This window comes from Flavobacterium anhuiense (assembly GCF_001705175.1).
GTDB lineage: Bacteria > Bacteroidota > Bacteroidia > Flavobacteriales > Flavobacteriaceae > Flavobacterium > Flavobacterium anhuiense.
Genome location: NZ_CP016907.1, coordinates 77,572 through 98,027 on the forward strand (window position 1 = coordinate 77,572; position 20,456 = coordinate 98,027).

Annotated in this window: 17 protein-coding genes; 11 read left to right on the forward strand and 6 right to left on the reverse strand. The window is 34.1% G+C overall.

Translation table 11 applies throughout. The annotated features are described in order from the left end of the window. The first annotated feature begins 391 nt into the window (after positions 1-391). The 5 genes from thrA (at position 392) to BB050_RS00350 (ending at position 8,245) form a co-directional block, all read left to right on the forward strand. The gene (gene thrA / locus BB050_RS00330; RefSeq protein WP_066032173.1) at positions 392-2,839 is read left to right on the forward strand and encodes a bifunctional aspartate kinase/homoserine dehydrogenase I; all 2,448 of its coding nucleotides are present in this window, start codon (positions 392-394) and stop codon (positions 2,837-2,839) included. A 146-nt stretch (positions 2,840-2,985) separates the two neighbouring features. Continuing rightward, positions 2,986-3,906 carry a homoserine kinase gene (locus tag BB050_RS00335; RefSeq protein ID WP_008462728.1) on the forward strand — a complete coding sequence of 307 codons (921 nt, stop codon included), beginning with the start codon at positions 2,986-2,988 and terminating at the stop codon, positions 3,904-3,906. A 316-nt stretch (positions 3,907-4,222) separates the two neighbouring features. Beyond that, positions 4,223-5,512: a threonine synthase gene (thrC, locus tag BB050_RS00340; RefSeq protein WP_066032174.1), complete on the forward strand. Its 1,290-nt coding sequence runs from the start codon at positions 4,223-4,225 to the stop codon at positions 5,510-5,512. Positions 5,513-5,743: 231 nt separating this feature from the next. Then, positions 5,744-6,994, forward strand: coding sequence for a phosphoribosyltransferase-like protein (locus BB050_RS00345; RefSeq protein ID WP_123906977.1), 1,251 nt, complete (start codon positions 5,744-5,746; stop codon positions 6,992-6,994). Between the two features lie 162 nt (positions 6,995-7,156). Beyond that, positions 7,157-8,245 carry a reverse transcriptase family protein gene (locus tag BB050_RS00350; protein ID WP_066032176.1) on the forward strand — a complete coding sequence of 363 codons (1,089 nt, stop codon included), beginning with the start codon at positions 7,157-7,159 and terminating at the stop codon, positions 8,243-8,245. A 168-nt stretch (positions 8,246-8,413) separates the two neighbouring features. Here BB050_RS00350 and BB050_RS00355 read toward each other — a convergent pair whose 3' ends face one another. Both BB050_RS00355 and BB050_RS00360 read right to left on the reverse strand, forming a co-directional pair. Next, on the reverse strand, positions 8,414-8,812 hold the full coding sequence (locus BB050_RS00355) for a helix-turn-helix domain-containing protein (protein WP_066032177.1): 399 nt from the start codon (positions 8,810-8,812) through the stop codon (positions 8,414-8,416). A gap of 282 nt (positions 8,813-9,094) precedes the next feature. After that, positions 9,095-9,865 carry a hypothetical protein gene (locus tag BB050_RS00360; RefSeq protein WP_066032178.1) on the reverse strand — a complete coding sequence of 257 codons (771 nt, stop codon included), beginning with the start codon at positions 9,863-9,865 and terminating at the stop codon, positions 9,095-9,097. Positions 9,866-9,993: 128 nt separating this feature from the next. Between BB050_RS00360 and BB050_RS00365 the strand changes: the two genes are divergently transcribed. After that, positions 9,994-10,500, forward strand: a complete 507-nt coding sequence (locus tag BB050_RS00365) for a GNAT family N-acetyltransferase (protein ID WP_066032179.1) — start codon at positions 9,994-9,996, stop codon at positions 10,498-10,500. Between the two features lie 156 nt (positions 10,501-10,656). Here the strand turns inward: BB050_RS00365 and BB050_RS00370 are convergent, their stop codons facing one another. Then, a complete protein-coding gene (locus tag BB050_RS00370) occupies positions 10,657-11,229 on the reverse strand; it encodes a Crp/Fnr family transcriptional regulator (RefSeq protein WP_066032180.1) in 573 nt (190 codons plus the stop codon). A 245-nt stretch (positions 11,230-11,474) separates the two neighbouring features. Here BB050_RS00370 and BB050_RS00375 point away from each other — a divergent pair, with 245 nt between their 5' ends. Continuing rightward, complete coding sequence (locus BB050_RS00375) at positions 11,475-12,590, forward strand: pectate lyase family protein (protein WP_066032181.1); 1,116 nt, start codon at positions 11,475-11,477, stop codon at positions 12,588-12,590. A gap of 239 nt (positions 12,591-12,829) precedes the next feature. Here the strand turns inward: BB050_RS00375 and BB050_RS00380 are convergent, their stop codons facing one another. The 3 genes from BB050_RS00380 to BB050_RS00390 all read right to left on the reverse strand — a co-directional run bounded on the left by BB050_RS00380 (position 12,830) and on the right by BB050_RS00390 (position 15,207). Next, positions 12,830-13,213 (reverse strand): DUF3037 domain-containing protein, encoded by a 384-nt coding sequence (locus tag BB050_RS00380; protein WP_066032182.1) that lies wholly within the window; start codon positions 13,211-13,213, stop codon positions 12,830-12,832. Beyond that, positions 13,203-13,982 carry a HipA family kinase gene (locus tag BB050_RS00385; RefSeq protein ID WP_066032183.1) on the reverse strand — a complete coding sequence of 260 codons (780 nt, stop codon included), beginning with the start codon at positions 13,980-13,982 and terminating at the stop codon, positions 13,203-13,205. Before BB050_RS00385 ends, BB050_RS00380 begins: the two co-directional genes overlap by 11 nt. 376 nt (positions 13,983-14,358) lie before the next feature. Continuing rightward, positions 14,359-15,207, reverse strand: coding sequence for an NAD(P)H-hydrate dehydratase (locus BB050_RS00390; RefSeq protein ID WP_066032184.1), 849 nt, complete (start codon positions 15,205-15,207; stop codon positions 14,359-14,361). 256 nt (positions 15,208-15,463) lie between these two features. Here BB050_RS00390 and gcvT point away from each other — a divergent pair, with 256 nt between their 5' ends. The 4 genes from gcvT (at position 15,464) to BB050_RS00410 (ending at position 20,279) form a co-directional block, all read left to right on the forward strand. Next, positions 15,464-16,546 (forward strand): glycine cleavage system aminomethyltransferase GcvT, encoded by a 1,083-nt coding sequence (gene gcvT / locus BB050_RS00395; RefSeq protein ID WP_066032185.1) that lies wholly within the window; start codon positions 15,464-15,466, stop codon positions 16,544-16,546. A gap of 200 nt (positions 16,547-16,746) precedes the next feature. After that, complete coding sequence (locus BB050_RS00400; RefSeq protein ID WP_066035069.1) at positions 16,747-18,783, forward strand: S41 family peptidase; 2,037 nt, start codon at positions 16,747-16,749, stop codon at positions 18,781-18,783. A gap of 272 nt (positions 18,784-19,055) precedes the next feature. Next, the gene (locus BB050_RS00405) at positions 19,056-19,769 is read left to right on the forward strand and encodes a YebC/PmpR family DNA-binding transcriptional regulator (protein WP_008462702.1); all 714 of its coding nucleotides are present in this window, start codon (positions 19,056-19,058) and stop codon (positions 19,767-19,769) included. 93 nt (positions 19,770-19,862) lie between these two features. After that, entirely contained in the window at positions 19,863-20,279 is a 417-nt protein-coding gene (locus BB050_RS00410; protein WP_123906978.1) for a hypothetical protein, read from the forward strand. The last annotated feature ends 177 nt before the right edge of the window (positions 20,280-20,456 follow it).

A 20,456-nucleotide genomic window follows, 5' to 3' on the forward strand; every position in this document is an offset into this window, starting at 1 on the left:
GCACGAACTAAATCTTCAAAAAACGCTGTTCAAAATATAGCAAAACATCAATTTAACATATCCAATTTTAACAAATACTCAATATTGATTTATAGAGATTTGAATTATTAAAATATTCGTAAAAAAGCTTTTTGAGTTTTTAACTCTTATAAAAAGCTGTACTTTTGAAAAATCAAAAATGAAAAGTAACAGCATAAAATATCATTCTACAATTATTACAACTCAAACAGGAGTTGCAATTGCTGCTACCATTATTTCTACTACAACAACTACTACCCCTTAGGGGTATACATTTTTACATATAATCCAGTTCGTATATACTTTTTTTCTAAAAAGAAGAAAGGTAATGAATACATAAAAAATAGTTGCAAAAGAAAAAATATCACACAAAATGAAAGTATTAAAATTTGGCGGAACTTCGGTAGCCAATGCTCAAAATATAAAACTCGTTCTCGACATTGTTAACCAAAAAGCAAAGCAAGATCAATTAGTTGTAGTAGTTTCTGCTTTAAGTAAAGTAACTGATTTACTGCAATTGGCAGCGGCAAAAGCGGCAGCAAACGACGAAAGCTTTAGAGAAGTTGTTGCTGAAATCGAGAAAAAACACCTTGACACTCTTAAAGAACTGATTCCTGTAAGCGAACAAAGCAGTCTTTTAAGCCATGTAAAAAGAATCATCAACCATTTAGAAACTTTATTAGACGGATGTTTCTTGCTTGGCGAATTGTCTCCAAGAACTGCCGATACTATTTTAAGTTTTGGTGAACTGCTTTCGTCTTTCATCATCGCTCAAGCGTATCAGCAAATCAGCAAAGATGCGGTTTACAAAGACAGCCGAGAATTAATTAAAACAGATAACAACTTCGGAAAAGCAGCTGTTAACTTCGAAGTTTCTAATAAATTAATTCAAGAATATTTTGCTGAAAACAAATCTAGAATCAACATTTTGCCTGGATTTATTGCACAAACTTTAGACGGAATCACTTCGACTTTAGGACGTGGCGGTTCTGATTACACTGCAGCCATTATCGCGGGAGCAATCGATGCGGAACAATTGGAAATCTGGACTGACGTAAACGGAATGTTTACTGCAAACCCAAAAATTGTAAAACAAGCGCAGCCAATTGCGAATATCTCTTATCAAGAAGCAATGGAATTGTCGCATTTTGGTGCAAAAGTGTTGTATCCGCCAACAATTCAGCCAGTTTTAAGAAAAAACATTCCGATTTTAATCAAAAATACTTTTGAACCAGAAGCTGAGGGAACTTTGATTTCGAATCAGATTTCATCAAAAGATACTGTTGTAAAAGGAATTAGCCATATTGATCATATTTCGCTTTTAACACTTGAAGGCCCAGGAATGATTGGAGTTGCGGGCTCATCAAGACGTTTGTTTGAAGTATTATCTCAGGAAAAAATCAACGTAATTTTTATTACTCAGGCTTCTTCTGAGCATTCAATTTGTATCGGAATCTTAAATTCGGATGCTGATAATGCCGAAGCCGCAATTAACAGAGCTTTTGAAATCGAAATTTCTCAGAACAAAATCGATCCTTGTTACGTAGAAAAAGATCTTTGCATTATTGCTTTGGTGGGTGAAAACATGAAAAATCACCAAGGTTTAAGCGGTAGAATGTTCAGTACTTTAGGAAAAAACAACGTAAACATTCGTGCGATTGCGCAAGGTGCTTCTGAAAGAAACATTTCAACTGTAATTAACGAAAGAGACGTTAAAAAAGCGTTGAATACACTTCACGAGAATTTCTTCGAAGAAAACACAAAACAGCTAAACCTATTTGTAATGGGAGTTGGAAATGTGGGCGAAAAATTCATTGAGCAGATTCATAATCAAAGAAAGTTTTTAAAAGATAATTTAAAAATCAACGTTCGTGTAATTGCTTTGTCTAACTCAAGAAAAATGATTTTTGATGAAGACGGAATTTCTTTAAAAAATTGGGATGCCGCTTTAAGCGAAGGCGAACCAGCAAGCATTGAAGAATTTATCAAAAAAGCAAAAGAACTGAATTTACGTAACAGCATTTTTGTGGATATTACTGCAAACGCAACAGTTTCTGAAGCATATGAGAAATTCTTAAAAGAAAGTATTGCGGTTGTAACTTGCAACAAAATTGCTTGTTCTTCTGCTTACGACAACTATAAAAAATTAAAAAGCTTATCTCGCCAATACAACGCTCCGTTTTTATTTGAAACGAATGTTGGTGCGGGATTGCCAATTATTGATACGGTAAAAAACCTTATTGCATCTGGTGATAAAGTGCATAAAATTCAAGCGGTTTTATCTGGAAGTTTGAACTTTATTTTCAACAATTTTGACGAAAACAATTCTTTCCACGATGTGGTAAAAGAAGCTGGAGTTCAAGGTTTCACAGAACCAGATCCAAAAATTGACTTAAGCGGAATCGACGTAGCTCGTAAAATCCTAATTCTTATTCGCGAAAGCGGTTACGAAATGGACATCGACGCCATTGCGAACGAATCGTTCCTGCCAGCAGAATGTTTAGCAACAACAAACAACGAAGATTTCTTTGCTTCACTAATCAAACATGCTGCTCATTTTGAAGGTATTTATAAAGAAGCTTTAGCCAAAGATTCAAGATTGAAATACGTAGCACAATTTGAAAACGGAAAAGCAAGCGTAGGTCTGCAATTCATTCCAAAAGATCATCCTTTCTATAATTTGGAAGGAAAAGACAATATCGTGTTGTTCTACACAGATCGTTACGTAGATCAGCCTTTATTGATCAAAGGAGCCGGAGCCGGAGCAGCGGTAACTGCCTCAGGAATTTTTGCGGATGTAATTAGAATTGGAAACGTTTAGTGAGTGACAAAGTAACAAAGAAACAAAGGTTCAAAGTTTTTTCCTTTCTTTCTTTGTCACTTAGCTCCTGTGAAACCTAAACAAAATAACTAACGTAGTAAAGCCTTTGTCACTTTGTCACTTTGTTACTTTGAATCTTAAAAAAAATGGAAATTAAACTTTTTTGTCCCGCTACAATCGCCAACCTCTCATGCGGATTTGACGTATTGGGACTTTGCTTAGACAATGCGGGCGATGAAATGATTGTTCGAAAAGTCGATCAAAAAGGAGTTCGAATCACTAAAATTGTCGGTGCCGATTTGCCTTTGGAAACCGAGAAAAACGTTTCTGGAGTTGCGGCTTTGGCAATGCTTGAAACTTTAGATGAATTAGACTTCGGATTCGAAATCGAAATTTATAAAAACATAAAAGCCGGAAGCGGAATCGGAAGCAGTGCGGCAAGTTCTGCCGGAGCGGTTTTCGGAATTAATGAATTATTAGGAAGACCGTATTCTCGTAAAGATTTAGTTCAGTTTGCGATGCAGGGCGAGAAATTAGCTAGCGGAAACGCACATGCCGACAACGTTGCTCCTGCCCTTTTAGGCGCCTTTACTTTGGTAAGAAGTTATTCGCCTTTGGATATTATCAGAATTGACAGTCCGGAAGAATTATACGCAACAGTGGTTCATCCTCAAATTGAATTAAAAACGTCTGATGCACGTTCGGTTTTAAAACAAAACGTTTCCCTAAAAAGCGCTATCACGCAATGGGGCAACGTAGGCGGATTGGTCGCAGGTCTTTACACTAAAGATTATGATTTAATTGGAAGATCTCTTCACGACGAAATCGTTGAACCAGTTCGTAGCGTTTTAATTCCAGGATTTGACCAAATCAAGCAAACGGCTTACGAAAACGGCGCTTTAGGTTCTGGAATTTCAGGTTCTGGTCCGTCGATTTTCGCTTTAAGCAGAGGAAAAGAAACCGCCGAAAAAATCGCAAAAGCCATGAGCGACGTTTACGAAAAAATGAATTTGCCATATGAAATTCACGTTTCGAAAATCAATCCTGATGGAGTTAGGATTCTTTGATTCAATTAAAAATTAAAAATTTAGAATTACAAATTATGCGAGGCGTTTGTCAGGCTGAGCGGAGTCGAAGCCCACACAAAGTATAGACACAAAACATAACCATACAGTTTGTCATTTCGACGTAAGGAGAAATCTTCGCGAGAAGCTCGACAAAGATTGGCTAAACATTGCGGAGTTACTTACGAAGATTTCTCCTTACGTCGAAATGACAAAAATGCGCTGAAAACATTACAACACAAACCATTGGAATTTGGAATTTTAGCACTGGAATTTACGTTCCAAAAAATCTAAAATCTAAAATCAAAAATTTAAAATAATGAAATACTACAGTTTAAACCATAATGCCCCAAAAGTTTCTTTTCAGGAAGCAGTTATACAAGGATTAGCAACTGACAAAGGATTATATTTCCCAGAAAGCATTACACCGCTTGATCCTTCATTTTTTGATAAAATCGAAAGTTTAAGCCACGAAGAAATTGCTTTTGAAGCGATTAAACAATTCGTTGGCGACGAAATCCCAGCAGAAAAACTAAAAGAAATAATTGCCGAAACTTTAATTTTTGATTTTCCTGTTGTTAAAGTCGAAGACGGGATCTATTCGTTAGAATTATTTCACGGGCCAACAATGGCGTTTAAAGACGTTGGAGCGCGTTTTATGTCGCGTTGTTTGGGTCATTTCAACAAAGACAAAAAAGATTCTAAAAACACGGTTTTAGTAGCGACTTCCGGAGATACGGGCGGAGCCGTTGCAAGCGGATTTCTTGGCGTTGACGGCGTTGATGTTGTCATTTTATATCCGTCAGGAAAAGTGAGCGATATTCAGGAAAAGCAATTGACTACTTTAGGGCAAAACATTAAAGCGCTTGAAGTGGACGGCGTTTTTGACGATTGTCAGGATATGGTGAAAAAAGCGTTTTTAGATGAAACTCTGGCGCACAAAAACCTGACTTCTGCCAACTCTATTAATATTGCACGCTGGTTGCCGCAAATGTTTTATTTCTTCTTTGCTTACAAAGCCTTGAAAAGCCAAAACAAACCTTTAGTTTTCTCTTGCCCAAGCGGAAACTTCGGGAATATCTGCGCGGGAATTATGGCAAAAAAATTAGGTTTGCCAATTGAACATTTCGTTGCTTCTACAAACGTAAACGACACGGTGCCAAGATTCTTAAAAAACGGAAAATACGACCCGAAACCTTCTAAAGCAACAATTTCTAACGCCATGGACGTTGGAAACCCAAGCAACTTTATTAGAATTCAGGAATTATACAATAATGATTTAAAAGCTTTCGAAAAAGACTTTTCTTCTTACAGTTATACTGACGAAGAAACACTTGAAGCACTAAAGAAAATTTACAATACAGACGGTTACATTGCAGAACCGCACGGCGCTGTTGGTTATTTAGGTTTGAAAAAAGAGCTTGAAAAACACTCAAATGCCATTGGTATTTTCTTAGAAACAGCGCATCCTATTAAATTCTTAGATGTGGTGGAGCCTGCTTTAGGAATTACACTTCCTATTCCTGCTCAAATTGAGAGTGTTATTAATGAGAAAAAAGTTAGTGTGAAGATTGGGACTTATGAGGAGTTGAAAAGTTTTTTGGGATAACCTATTTACATAAGAAAGTGGTTTAAAACTAGGTCCTTTTTTATATATAATAATCAACTCTAAAAAACATCTACATTTTTGAACATGAAAAAGTTCCATATTTTGTCATAAAACCTTTAAAATTAATAAGAAAAAAAGATATATTTGAAAGTAAGAAAGTTAAATTACATCTTCGTCTACATAGAAGTTAGAGGGCATTGTGAAAACATACTTAAATACAACTGAAAAAAAATGATTCGAGATTATCAAGAAATAATAAATGTAATTAGTGACAGGTTTAGTAACTCATTGTCGCAGCTGGATATTATTACTTGGCTAGAAAATTTCGATAAAACTGATTGGAAAAAAGCATTAACAGTTTTAAACAATTTTGAATACTATTCGACAAAAGACATTATCAAAGAATACGAAAACGGATTACAGAACATAATTAATAATTCTAGTGGAAAAATTTTCTTAATTCCTGTCGGAAATATTCGTAAAAAAGGAAATGAAAGGATTGTGTATTATTTTGGGAAAAGTGGCAGTGCAATGGTATATTATTTAAAAAAAACACCTTCTTTTACTAGAAATTCTAATAGACTTACACTTCTCGAAGAAAGTAAGTTTTCTGAATTACCAGAAAATGCTACTATTGTACTGGTTGATGACTTCTCAGGGACTGGTGGCACTATTTTAGAATATTATAATAAAATTAAAACAGAATTACCTGAAAAGCATACAATCATTGTTCTTACAGTTGCATTTATGGAAAAAGCTGAAGAAACGCTTAAAAAGTCCAATATTCACTTAATTGGAAATAAAAAGATTCCAGCATTTTCTGAAAGAGGTTCAGTTTTTGGATACTATCCAAAAATGAAAGCAATTAGAGATTTTTGTTTTAGGTATGGTAATGATCTCTACTCTTTAGAAGATTACAATAATAAAAATAAACAGCACCCTTTGGGCTATCAAAATACACAAGCTTTAATTGGTTTTGAACATTCAATCCCAAATAATACTTTATCTATAATATGGGCAGATTGTAAAAATAAAAATAATGACACATATTGGAGTCCACTATTTCCAAGAAGAGGTAATTTAATAATTGAGCGTTCTAAAGAATTTAAACAAAATCAAAGTTATTGGGTAAGCATTCTTTACAAGTTAGGATTAAATAATAATTTATTTAATGATGAAGAAAAATATCAAACCCAAACAATTCAATTAGTATCAATTCTTTATTTAAAAAGAAAGCAGAAATCTGACTTATCAATAAGTTTAATGCTGGGAATAAATATCAATGAATACGATTCTATTATTAATATTGGTAAGGAAAAAAATCTATTTGACAATAATGGGAAATTAACTACAAATGCAATTAATATAATTGAACTAATAAGAAAAAAGATTAAATTCCAAAACAATAGTCAAATCATCAATCAATTAAAAATAGAAGAAGATATCGTTTACGTGCCAAAAGTATTTCAGGGGAGTTCATGAGTAAATTCAATTAGCTTTGTCAATAAAAATTGACTTCTTTGTCCCGTTTGGATTAAGGACTATTAAAGCTACATTATACTGATTTGTGCATAACACCTCGTTCCTCGGGCCACGCACAATTCACTTCGTGAATTGATTTCAAAATAGAGTAATTGAATTAAAATGGACTTTCCTCGAAATATATACATTGAAGCAGCCAAAAATGAAGGACATACTTCCACATTTTTAGAAAATACTTTAAGTTATATAGACAACTTAAGAAGTAAAAATTTACCAGTCATTTTTTCTCTAAAGCACTTTTCTATTCTAATTGGGATGGAATTAAGTGATGTAATAAAAATCATTCAAAATAGAAATAATTATTATTCATACTATTTAATTAAAAAGAAAAAGGGAGGATTACGAAGAATTGTAGCGCCATACAAAGATTTGAAATTTATGCAAAGTTGGATAAAGGAAAACATACTTGACAATTTAGAAGTCCACCAACTAGCAACAGGTTTTATAAAAAAAAAGTCTATTCTAAATAATGCAAAAAATCACGAAAATAGCGATGTTATTTTAAATCTTGATTTGAGAAATTTCTTTGAAACAATAAATGAAAAAAGAGTATATGGTATTTTTAGTTCATTAGGATATTCCGCAAATTTATGCGTAGAATTTGCTAAAATCTGCACGGCTCAAATTCCAGAGGATAAGTATGAAATTATGTCATCTGAGGAACAAGAATATTTTGAAGAGCTATATAATTTAAAAGAATCTGTTTTAGTGCAGGGTGCACCAACAAGCCCAATTTTATCAAACTTAGTCTGTAGAAGATTGGATTTGAGGCTTTCAAAACTTGCAAATAAATTAGTGGTAAATTATTCGAGATATGCTGACGATATTACATTTTCGGGGGATAGAAATAACTTACCTAACATTGGAATTTTAAAAAAAATAATTGAAGATGAAAATCTAAAAATAAATTGGGATAAGGTAGGAAAGTACAAAAGAGGGCAACGACAAATTGTTACAGGATTATTAATCGACGGTAAAGTAAGAGTTCCTAAAAAGTTCAAGAAGGAAATATACAGACACTTACATTTTTGTTCGAAATATGGTGCATATTCGCATTTTAAAAGAATTTGTCCTGAAAAAAGTTATGGAAAAGAGTGGTTACTTGGTAAAATCTATTTTGTTTATTCAATAGAACCTGAAGAAGCAAAAAAAATGCTTAAAATAGCTAATTCTATTAATTGGGAGATATAATATAAGAACTTAAAAAAACAAACTAATCTTTTACTTATAAAATAAATTAGCTTTTTTCAAGAATAATAATCTACAATCAGCAATAACACTCGTTAGTAAAATAATTAACGAATAAAAAAAGACCTCATCAAAGGTCTCTTTTCAATTTAATATATCTCCAAAAAACGGTTATTTCCCATTCAATAATTTCTCTAAATACTCAACTTTATCTTTTTCAGCTTGCACCAAACGTTCGTAAAGTTCTACAACTTTATCTAAAGGATTAAAAGTACAATTGTAATCACCTGTTGTAATAATAGGAATAGTACCGTGATCTTGAAAAGTATTTCCAATAATATTAAAAACCGCTTCTTCCGAAAAGTTTTTAATTGCTTCAACAGAAACTCCAAGGGCTTTTGCAATCTCAATTAATCTTTGCTCGTCAACCGTTTCGCTGTTTTCAATATTCGAAACCATCTGCTGGCTTATGCCTAAAGCCAATGCCAGTGCATCCTGCTTCATATCTTTAAGCTCTCTGATACGGCTTATATTTCTGCCGATATGTCTTGGTTTAGTTGCTGTACTCATAATTCAAAGATATTTAAAATTCTTAAACAAAACTCAATTTTCAGTAAAAAACAAAATTGTTTTTGTAAGATACGTATTTCATATTTCACGTAAATTATTGTTTATCAAGTTTACAAATAGACAAATCAATATTTATTTACAATATTAAAAATGAGTTGCCTCCAACTTTAGTTGGAGGTTTTATATTTCATGCCAAACTCGGCTTTAGCCAAAAAACAAGATGTTAGGCTAAAGCCATTTTTCATATTTAATTTTGTTCCCCCAGCTAAAGCTGGAGTCAATTCATTTTTTAGTTCCCAACAAATACAAAATCTTCGCAGGTCCAGATTTCACTTTTCCAACTTCCCAATTAAAATTATCTTTATTATTTAATTTAGAAATCAATTCGTTCATTTCGTCAACAGAATAGGTTCTTAAAGATGAAACCACGCCATCCCACAAAACTAAAATCGGCACAATTGGAATGAGATACGTAAAAATGATTCTGCCAATTTTAAACGGACGGATAAATGGCGTTGTCAGTAAAACAGAAATCGGCGAAAGTAGCATCGCTATAATACTCGGAACACTTCTCTCCTGCCCTTCAAAAATAGCAATCGAACTATCGGTATCAATCGCATTTTGCAGAATTTGTTGCGCATCTTTCGGTTTAAAATGATGAAAGGATAAAAATTGTGTTCGAAGTCCTTTTAAGTTTTCGGGAACATTTCTGGCATCAACGGAAGTTTTTACAAAATCGAAATTATCGGCTTGTTTTTGAGTATGTTCAAACGCAGGAATATTGGGATAATAATCCGTCAGCAGAATTTTTAAATCGGGATTGTTTTTTCGTAATTCGGCGTTGAGCCAAATCAGTCCGCCGCCTCCACCCGAAGCGAGATCTATAATTTGGTTGGTTTGGGTTTCTTTTATAACTTTTTCAATAACCGGAACAATTCCTCTATACATCGCAGTTTTATTAGAAAGAAACTGCAGAAAATCGGTCATGTAATTTCTAATAAATTCGGGAAGCCATTGTTGATCTTCAAATTCAAATAAGTGTATTCTGCTCATACTTTATTGATTTTGTGTTCCATACAAATTTCTAGAATTTTATTTAAATATTTACTTACATAAATTTAAAATCTTGTTTTTCATTACGCCCCAAATTGTAATTTTACATTTCACATTTTACAAAATATATGATTACAAAAGCAACAATCGAAGATATTCCAGCATTAACGATTTTAATCAACTCCGCTTACAGAGGTGAAACTTCTAAAAAAGGCTGGACAACCGAAGCGCATTTACTAGAAGGAAAAAGAACCGACGAACAGGAAATGACCGAAATCTTTCTTGATCCAAAAAATACGATTCTGAAATTTACAGCGAATGACAAAATCATTGGTTCGGTTTTATTGGTAGAAAAAGAACATCAATTGTACTTAGGAATGCTAACGGTTTCGCCAGAACTTCAAAACAGCGGAATCGGGAAAAAGCTTTTAGCCGAGGCCGAAAATCATGCAAAATCTCTTGGTTTATCAAGTATTATTATGACGGTTATTTCGGTTCGCGAAGAGCTTGTGGCTTGGTACAAACGTCATGGTTATGTAGATACTGGTAAACGTGAGGCTTTCCCTGAGAGTGAAATTCATACTACAGTTTCTGCTGAACCTTTGGAGTTTATTTATTTGGAGAAAAGTATTTAAGTTTTTTTTTTGCCACGAAGGCTCGAAGGCGCGAAGTTTTTTTTAATCTCGCAATCCCGGGATTGCGAGATTTTTTACGCAACGTTAGACGCACTGCAGTGCGTCTCTACAGAAGACCTTTGTCACTTTGTTACTCTGTACCTTTGATCTTTCAAATCAAGATACCGTTCTCTTAATCTTCGAAAGAAACTCGTGCGAAACACCTAAATACGAAGACAAATTCTTATTATTTATCGAACGTATCTTTTGCGGGTAACGCTCCTTAAAATCGAGATAACGCTGTTTTGAGGTTTTATGCAGCACATCCAAAAGCCGTTGCTGAATAGCTACATTGGCTCGTTCTATCATTAAAACATGAAACTTAATAAGTTTTGGAATTACGGCAAACAAATACGCTTTTTGCATTTTATTGATAACTACTATTTCGCTGTCTTCAATAGCTTTAATGTTGTATGTGGTTGGTTTTTGGTGGTAAAAACTTTCCAGATCGCAAATCCATTCGTTTTCGAAAGAGAAGAAAATGACGGTTTCTGTTCCGTTTTCGTTTAAAATGTAGGTTTTGAATGAACCTTTCATAATAAATCCTTCGTAACTGCTATTCGAATTCTGAACTTGTAGGAATTGATTCTTTTTCAATTTAATGAGTTCTGCTTTTGAGACAATAATATCCCATTCTTCATCTGTGAGCGGAATCTTTCGCTCAATGTTTGCTCGTAGTAGGTTGTACATCTTGTGGTTTTTGTGGTTTTTTGTGAGGATTAAGTTTGCTTTTTCAACTCATTATTAATTAGGGAATTATAACAATGTAATCGATTACGTAAAAATAGACATAAAATACATTTTTGTAAATTTAGAACTGTTAAAAAAACATATTTCATAGATTTTTTTACGAAAGTTTGAACTTGTTCAACTTTTTTCCTACAAATAATATTGAGTTTTGCGTTGTTAAACTTTTTAAATAACCAAACTTAATTATGAACTTAAAATCAAAACTTTCAATGTTCGCTACAGCATTGATTTTCGGATTTACGGCATGTAACTCCGAAGAAATCGCTTCAAACACAGAAGCAAGTATTCAACCAACAAATGAAACGATTGATGCATCTGCAGCCAATCCGACAGCTAAAATCGGAAATTGTGCTGAGGTTCCTGGATGGGCTTCGCTAAACGGTGGTACGACTGGCGGAGGTTCTTCTGCCGAAACCACAGTTACGACTTATGCTCAGTTGAAATCGGCTATTGAAAACACTGCTGTAAAAGTGATTAAAGTTTCTGGAACTATCACAGTTACAACAAGATTGTCATTTCAGGATCAGACCGGAAAAACGATTTATGGCGCAAGCGGAGCAAAATTGGTTTCGACAAACCAGACCAAAGATGCTTCTGGAATTATTAACATCAAAAGATGCAAAAACATCATCATCAGAAACCTGATTTTTGAAGGTCCTGGCGCTTATGACACTGATGGTTGGGATAATGCCATTTTGGATGAATGTACAAACGTATGGGTGGATCACTGCGAATTTAGAGATGGTGTTGATGGAAACTTCGACATTAAAAATAAATCAGATTATATTTCGGTTACATATTCTAAATTCCATTACTTAAAACCACCAAAAGCAGGAGGTTCTGGCGGAACTGACGATCATAGATTTTCTAATTTAATTGGTTCTAGCGATGGTGCAACTGGTGACCGCGGAAAACTAAGAATCACATTTGCAAGATGTTGGTGGGCTCCAGGCTGTAAAGAAAGAATGCCTAGAGTTCGTTTTGGACAAGTGCATATTGTAAACAGCTTCTTTAACAGCACTGTAAGCAACAAATGTATTGCAGCAGGATTTGAAGCAAATATTCGCGTAGAAAGCAATGTTTTTGAAGGCGTGAAAAATCCAATCGATTTAATGAGCGGTTATACGGCGGTTACGGCTACAGATAATGTATTTACAAATGTAACGGGAACTCAAGCAGGAAGCGGAACTGCTTTTACTCCGCCATATTCTATTGTAAAATTGGCTAAAACGGCTGTTAAAGCTGATATTTCTGCAAATGCGGGACCTACTTTGGGCGGTAATGTTTGTGGTTCTTTTTAATTGAACCACGACACAAGAATAAGTTATTTTTAGTTTTTAAACCACGGATTGCATTTCGATGTAGGCCGTGGTTTTTTCTTTAACCGCAAAGAACACAAAGAATTACGCAAAGTTCGCAAAGCATTTACATAAAGCTTTGCGAACTTTGCGATTTTATAAAATCTTCAATAAATAAATCTTTGCGCCCTTTGCGGTTAAAAAACCTTTGTCGCTTTGTTCCTATGTCTCTTTGTCCCTTTTTAAAGAACCAACTCCTCAAACAAACGCTGAACGGTTTTCTCCAAATCCTGAGTTAATCCCGGATGAGGTCTTGAGGTTTGAATTGCAGAACTTCTAATGGCCGTTAACCAACGAAAACGCTCTGGAATCTCAAATTCAGCAATTGGACCGCCATCTTTGGCTCCGTTGGCGATTTTTACCAATGAAGTCAGATTGCATTCTAATTGTTCGATGTCGAAATCATTAGAAAGAGCCTGTATTTTTTCTTTATTTAAATGAAAAAGAACCTTTATAAATTTGGCTTTTTTGCAAAACAAAATGATTCCGATATTCAGGAATTCTTCGCGTTCTACCCTTGGCACAACACGAATCACAGCATATTCGTATAAGTGGTTATCTTGCATTTTGCGCCTGATTTACAAATATTTCTGAATTCTCCAATCTTGTCTTTAAAAACTGCAAATAAACATTTCGCAATCCTTCAGGAGTTTCATCCGCATCTTCCCATTGCAACCAGTCTAGCGGAATCGTATTTACAATTTCTTCCAAAATTTCTGACGTTAGGATCGCTTTAAACTCAGCATCAACTTCTTTTAACATTGAAGCTTGCGGCAGTAAAACGTGATCTTTTATCAACGCAAACGGACTTTTAGCGTGTTGTTCCCAGTTGTTCCAAGAATGGTGGAAATACAAACATGCTCCATGATCAATCAGCCATAATTCTTTATGCCAAATCAGCATATTGGTATTTTTGAAAGTTCTATCTACGTTTGTGATATATGCGTCTAGCCAAACAATTTGCGAAGCCAATTTAGCATCGACAGTTGTTACTGCAGGATCAAAAGTAATGGCTCCTGATAAAAAGTGAAGCGCCAAGTTTAATCCTTGACTTCCTTGCAGTAAATCTTGGATTTCTTCATCGGCTTCGGTTCTTCCGAAAGCTTCGTCTAGGTTTGCGAAAACTAATTCTGGCAATTGCAGTTTTAAAGCTTTGGCGATTTGTCCGCCCACTAATTCGGCGATTAAGGCTTTTACGCCGTGTCCGGCACCTCTAAATTTTAATACGTATTTAAAGTCGTCATCGGCTTCTGCTAAAGCGGGTAAAGAACCGCCTTCGCGCAGTGGCGTTATATAACGCATGACATTTACTGTTCTTAAGTCGAAATTTTTCATATTACAAACTTACAATTTTTGATTTTAGATTGTAGAATGTAGATTTTAGATTTTTTCTTCTTGTGAAGTTTTTTGTAACGCAAAGTTCGCGGAGGTTTACGCAAAGAGCACTAAGTTTTTTTTGAGTTTGCTTTGCTTTTTAAGTTCACAGAGATTTAATTATATAGTAACGCATCGGGTTGTCACCCTGAGCGAAGTCGAGGGGACACACGTAGCTTGATAAGGAAACTAAACTTTGAAGAATATCTTTGCGTTCCTTCGATTTCGCTCAGGATGACAAAAATGAGAATATTTTTTTGTGATCTTAAAAAGCAAAGCAAACTCAAAAAACTTTGCGAAAAACCTTTGCGCTCTTTGCGTTACAATAACTTTTGCATTAAACTTCTAAACTCAAAAAAGCTTTTCCTAAATACTTAATAATTGTCGAAGCCGTAAAAGATTCATAACCCGTTTTGGGTAAAGCTAAATCGGCTGTTAATCCGTGTAGGTAGACGCCCATTTTGGAAGCGTATTTGGGTTCGTATCCTTGCGCTAAAAGACTTGTGAGGATTCCAGTTAAAACGTCACCGCTTCCTGCTGTGGCAAGGGCGGCGTTTCCGCTTGTGTTTTCGTAGACTGAAGTTCTGTTTATGATGTAAGTTGGAGCACCTTTCATGACCAAAATCACTTTATATTTTTCTGAAAAAGCAATTGTTTTTTGAAATTTCTCGGCTTCTGAATTCCATTTTCCAATTAAACGTTCTAATTCTTTTGGATGAGGTGTTAGGATGGTATCTTCTGGAACTAATTCCAACCAAGACAAATTTTCGGAAATAATATTTAATGCATCTGCATCCAGAACCAAAGGCGCTTTGTTAACTCTCAAAAATTCAAATAAAGCTTTTTGTGTCCCAAGCTCCTTTCCTATTCCTGGGCCGATTCCGATTGCTTGCGGAATTAGCGGTAAATGAATATTGGTAATGAAATTGGTGTTTTCATCGGTTACGGTCATTACTTCGGGAATAGAAATTTGAAGTATTTGATAACCGCATTTGGGTATAAAAGTTGTTACGAGTCCGCAACCTGTTTTGAGGCAGGATTTTGAAGCCAAAACCGCCGCTCCTATTTTTCCGTAGCTTCCAGCAATAATCACCGCATGACCTTGTGTTCCTTTATGAGTTTGAGGATTTATAGGTTTATATAATTTCTGAAATTCTTCTTTATTAATTAAATACGGTGATTTCATCTAGACTATTTTATACAATAAAATTACATAAAAAATTGAAATCATGATTCTTCTAATGAAACTGTTACCCCTAGCCCTGATAGAAGCGGCATCTCCCGATTTAGAAAAACAAGGCTTTTTAGCCGTAGTTTTTGTTAATCGGGAATATAGCGGATAGCAGGAAATAGCTCCAAATTATTGCGAAATTTATAATTTAAGGTCTTTTAATTTGATATTTTTTGAATAGATTTGCAAAACAATTTTATAAAACAACACAATGAAAAATACTGCGCTTACGCACATACATGAAGGTTTAGGAGCGAAAATGCTTCCTTTTGCTGGTTATAATATGCCTATTACTTATGAAGGGGTTAATGCTGAACACGAAACGGTTCGTAATGGTGTCGGCGTTTTTGACGTTTCGCACATGGGTGAATTTTTGTTATCGGGTCCAAATGCATTGGCTTTGATTCAGAAAGTGACTTCAAACGATGCATCGACTTTAACAATTGGAAGAGCGCAATATTCTTGTCTTCCAAATAATGAAGGCGGAATTGTTGACGATTTGATTATTTATAAAATGAAAGGTGAAGAGTATTTACTGGTTGTAAATGCTTCTAATATTGAAAAAGACTGGAACTGGATTACTTCTCATAATGATTTGGGAGTTGAAATGAAGAATCTTTCTGACGAATATTCTTTATTGGCAATTCAAGGTCCAAAAGCGGTTGAAGCTATGCAGTCTTTGACTTCTGTTGATTTGTCTGCGATTACATATTACCATTTTGAGGTTGGCGATTTTGCTGGTTTTAGCGATGTTATTATTTCTGCTACTGGTTATACTGGTTCTGGCGGATTTGAGATTTACTGCAAAAATGCAGATGCTGAGGCTATCTGGAATAAAGTTTTTGAAGCTGGAGCTCCTTTTGGCATTAAACCGATTGGTCTTGCTGCTCGTGATACTTTACGTTTGGAAATGGGATTCTGCCTATACGGAAATGATATTAACGATACTACTTCTCCGCTTGAAGCTGGTTTAGGATGGATTACAAAATTCACTAAAGATTTTACTAATTCTGAGGCGCTTAAAAAACAAAAAGAAGCAGGTGTTACCAGAAAATTAATTGCTTTTGAAATGCAAGAGCGTGCCGTGCCAAGACACGATTACGAAATTGTTGATGGTTCTGGAGCGGTAATCGGAATTGTAACTTCTGGAACTATGTCTCCTTCTATGAACAAAGGAATTGGTTTAGGATATGTTACAACTGCTAACAGTGCAGTTGACAGCGATATTTTTATTAGAATCAGAAAAAATGATGTTCCTGCTAAAGTGGTGAAATTACCGTTTTACAAGAAATAATTTTTTGCTTTATACTACTAAAGGATGCGTTACGGTTGTAACGCATTTTTTTTTGCTATAAATAAGCAGATTCAGGTTAATTTATTTGATGCGTATTCGTTTAACGGTTAAATGCTTTTCGTTGTCGATATTTTGCTAAAAATACTACAATTTGTAAAAAAATTAGTGTAACTTTAATCATGAACCTTGAATTTCCATTTATGAAAAAGATTTCACTACTCCTTTTTTTGCTGACATCAACTATATCCTTTGGTCAAAACAGCGCAGAAACTTGTGAAATATTAAACAAAATAAATGCGCTTATTCAAGCTGAACATTTGAGACCCAAACCAGTTGATGACAGCTTATCTGTGTTCGTTTTTGACAATCTCATTAACGAACTTGACCCTTCTCGCAATATCTTTTTTAAAAGCGAATATGACGAATTGGCTCAGAAATACCGCTACAACTTAGACGATTTGATTCTAAAGAACGATTGCAGTTTTCTTACTGATATAAAAGCAAAATACGTAAATGGCCTCATACGCACTAAAAAGGTTTTAGAAAAAATTCAGACCATACCGATAGACTATGTTAAAAAAGATACGATTCGATTTTATAAAAAATCTTTTGCCTTTTATTTAAAAAAAGAAGACTTGGAAAAAGTTTGGATGAAAAAACTGCGTTATCAAATCTTAGATGATATTGCTGAAATGAGCGAAAATCTAGACTCTGTAAAAACAAATTTCAAATCGATTGAACAAACAGCTAAAAATCAAATCGTTTCGAATGAAATATGCCGTTTTAATTCATTAATTGAAACTAATACAAAACAGGAAGAAAAACTATATAATTTCTTTTGCACGTATTTTGATCCACATACGGCATACTTTAGTGATGATTCTAAATCTAGTTTTGTTGCTTCTCTATCAAAAGAGCATTTGTCGCTAGGAATGACGGTAAACCTCAACGAGAAAAACGAAATTATTATTGATGAAATAGATCCAAATGGTCCAGCATATCAAACAGGCCAGATAAAAAAAGGCGATCAGATTATTTCGATTTCCAATCAGAAAGAAACGCTTCAAGTTTCGTGTGCTTCTCTAGAATCTATATCGTCTATGATTTTGTCTGAAAATAATAAACACATCACGCTTACTCTAAAACGCAACTCAGGCAAAAGTTTTGATGTCTATATTGAAAAACAGATGATGAAGGATGAAGAAAATTCGGTTTTCAGTTTTATCATTGGCAAAGACAGCAAAATTGGCTACGTAAAAATTCCGAGTTTTTATGCTGATCTTGACGGCAATAGCAGAAAAGGCTGTGCAGATGATGTGGCGCGCGAAGTGATAAAACTGCAAAGAGACAGCATAAAAGGCCTTGTAATTGATCTTATTGACAATGGCGGCGGTTCTATGGAAGAAGCCATAAAATTGGCAGGAATGTTTGTAGATTACGGTCCGCTTTCGATTGTAATTGACAGTAAAAAAGAGAAATCTGTAATTAATGATCCTTTTAAGGGCGTTATTTACAGAGGTCCGATTGTGGTTTTGGTAAACAGCAATACGGCTTCGGCAAGTGAATTTTTCTCTTCTATCATGCAAGACTACAATCGCGCCCTTTTGTTAGGAAGCACGACGCTTGGAAAAGCTACCATGCAAACTATTCTTCCGCTTGATGAAGAAAAAAATACCGATTTCTTAAAAATTACAATCAATAAATTCTATAGAATTACGGGTAAAAGCCACCAATATATTGGAGTAAAACCAGATGTTGTGCTTCCCGAATTTTATGAAGATGTTTACCAAAAAGAAAGCGATTTCCCGACGGCTATAAAAAATGACAGTATCGAACCTTTTTTGAAATACAAAACGTATGTCAAGAGAAATTTAATTGATAAAATTGCCAAAAACAGTTCGGAAAGATTGTCAGACAATTATTTTTTCAACAACATTAAAAAGATCAATCTCAAGATAGATCAGCTTGTAAATACTCCAAAAGCAGAGATTCCGTTGACATTAGATGCAGTTTTCAATCAGAAAAAAACATTAAATGCGCTTTGGACAGAAATCAATACTTTTAATGATGAAAATAATCCGCTTGATGTTTACAATTCTAGCGTCAATCAGTTTCTTTTGGGAGCTTATCCTAATGATAAAACGATTAACCAATACCAAATGGATAATCTTAAAACTAACCCTTACCTGAATGAGGCTGTAAATATTATTAATGAATTTAATGGTAATAGTAAGTAATGTTTTTTGTTTCTGGTTTCAGGTTTAACCGCAAAGTTAGCAAGGGGTTACGCAAAGTTCGCAAAGTTTTTTACACAAAGCTTTGCGAACTTTGAGTTTTTTAAACTCATTTATAAAATATCTTTGCGCGCTTTGCGGTTAAATTGTGCATCAGCCATTCAACTTGAAACCTGAAACAAAAAAACTAAAAACGACCATACAAAAAAGAATTATTTTGTTTTTGTAAAAATTAGGAAAACCTTATTTTTGCATCACAAAACTAAAAATTAGAAATGGGAAGAGCATTCGAATTTAGAAAAGGAAGAAAAATGAAACGTTGGTCAGCAATGGCCAAAACATTTACCAGAATTGGTAAAGATATCGTAATGGCTGTTAAAGAAGGCGGACCAAACCCCGACTCTAATTCTAGATTAAGAGCTGTTATTCAAAATGCAAAAGCCGCAAACATGCCTAAGGACAATGTGGAGCGCGCAATTAAAAATGCAAGTAATAAAGATACTGCCAACTATAAAGAAATTTTGTTTGAAGGATACGCTCCTCACGGAATTGCAATCTTAATTGAAACTGCTTCTGACAACAATAACAGAACGGTAGCAAACATTCGCAGTTATTTCAACAAATGCAACGGAACAATGGGAACTCAAGGTTCTGTTGAATTTATGTTTGACCATACTTGCAACTTTAGAATTGCAAAAGATGGTATCGATGCAGAAGAATTAGAATTAGAATTAATTGATTTTGGTGCTGAGGAAGTTTTTGAAGACGAAGACGGAATCTTAATTTATGCTCCTTTTGGAAGTTTTGGTGCTTTACAAAAAGAATTAGAAAACAGAGGTCTTGAAATCCTTTCTTCTGGTTTTGAGCGTATTCCGCAAATCACTAAAGAATTAACAGAAGCTCAAATCGCTGACGTTGAGAAACTAATCGAAAAAATCGAGGAAGATGATGACGTGATGAACGTGTATCATACCATGAAAGAAGATTAATCTTTCTATAAAATATATTTTAAAAAAAGCTCTGGATTTTCTGGGGCTTTTTGTTTTTCGGAATTTTCCCTTAATTCAAATAAAAAATTATATTTGTTTGTATTGCAAACAGGAAGAACATTGAGCATGTCCAAAATTTCAATTATAAAAAAAATACAATTAGGCGATGAAAGATCGTTTCCTACTGAAACACCTGATTTTGAATTCCCTTTTAGTTTTTATTGTGGAAATGGAGGAATAAAACATGAAGCAGTAATTTCATTTAAAAACTCTAATTTTTTAAATTCATTAATCCAAGCGGAACAAATAACAAATAAGGATTTGGCTCAATTTCATATTACTAAACTAGAAAATTTAGAAGATCCAAATAGAACATTTTTGTACCGATATCAAATTTGCAATTTTAAAGATTGCCAGAACACTTATCTTTTAATTTTTGATATTGATGAATATAGAGGTTATTATGGTTGCTTTATATATGGAGTTTTAGAGATAGAAAATATCACTTAAAATTAAATAAAAGATTTTTAATTTTCTTCTTTTCGTCTCCTTTTTTTCTTATCTAAGCGCATAAAACCAGTAAATCTAATTATTAGAAATTTTCTTTTATTGTCATACTTTTTTTTTAAAATATTAAAGCAAAAAAATGCTCAGATGATTATTTGAATTCATTTTAAACTAAGATTA

Excerpts from the sequence above, each read along its gene's own strand:
- BB050_RS00355 (WP_066032177.1), bottom strand. The coding sequence starts at position 8,812 with ATGAGTACAGCAACTAAACCAAGACATATCGGCAGAAATATAAGCCGT.
- BB050_RS00360 (WP_066032178.1), bottom strand. The coding sequence starts at position 9,865 with ATGAGCAGAATACACTTATTTGAATTTGAAGATCAACAATGGCTTCCC.
- BB050_RS00365 (WP_066032179.1), top strand. The coding sequence starts at position 9,994 with ATGATTACAAAAGCAACAATCGAAGATATTCCAGCATTAACGATTTTA.
- BB050_RS00380 (WP_066032182.1), bottom strand. The coding sequence starts at position 13,213 with ATGCAAGATAACCACTTATACGAATATGCTGTGATTCGTGTTGTGCCA.
- BB050_RS00370 (WP_066032180.1), bottom strand. The coding sequence starts at position 11,229 with ATGTACAACCTACTACGAGCAAACATTGAGCGAAAGATTCCGCTCACA.
- BB050_RS00335 (WP_008462728.1), top strand. The coding sequence starts at position 2,986 with ATGGAAATTAAACTTTTTTGTCCCGCTACAATCGCCAACCTCTCATGC.
- BB050_RS00390 (WP_066032184.1), bottom strand. The coding sequence starts at position 15,207 with ATGAAATCACCGTATTTAATTAATAAAGAAGAATTTCAGAAATTATAT.
- BB050_RS00350 (WP_066032176.1), top strand. The coding sequence starts at position 7,157 with ATGGACTTTCCTCGAAATATATACATTGAAGCAGCCAAAAATGAAGGA.
- thrA (WP_066032173.1), top strand. The coding sequence starts at position 392 with ATGAAAGTATTAAAATTTGGCGGAACTTCGGTAGCCAATGCTCAAAAT.
- BB050_RS00375 (WP_066032181.1), top strand. The coding sequence starts at position 11,475 with ATGAACTTAAAATCAAAACTTTCAATGTTCGCTACAGCATTGATTTTC.
- BB050_RS00400 (WP_066035069.1), top strand. The coding sequence starts at position 16,747 with ATGAAAAAGATTTCACTACTCCTTTTTTTGCTGACATCAACTATATCC.
- BB050_RS00385 (WP_066032183.1), bottom strand. The coding sequence starts at position 13,982 with ATGAAAAATTTCGACTTAAGAACAGTAAATGTCATGCGTTATATAACG.
- gcvT (WP_066032185.1), top strand. The coding sequence starts at position 15,464 with ATGAAAAATACTGCGCTTACGCACATACATGAAGGTTTAGGAGCGAAA.
- BB050_RS00345 (WP_123906977.1), top strand. The coding sequence starts at position 5,744 with ATGATTCGAGATTATCAAGAAATAATAAATGTAATTAGTGACAGGTTT.
- thrC (WP_066032174.1), top strand. The coding sequence starts at position 4,223 with ATGAAATACTACAGTTTAAACCATAATGCCCCAAAAGTTTCTTTTCAG.
- BB050_RS00405 (WP_008462702.1), top strand. The coding sequence starts at position 19,056 with ATGGGAAGAGCATTCGAATTTAGAAAAGGAAGAAAAATGAAACGTTGG.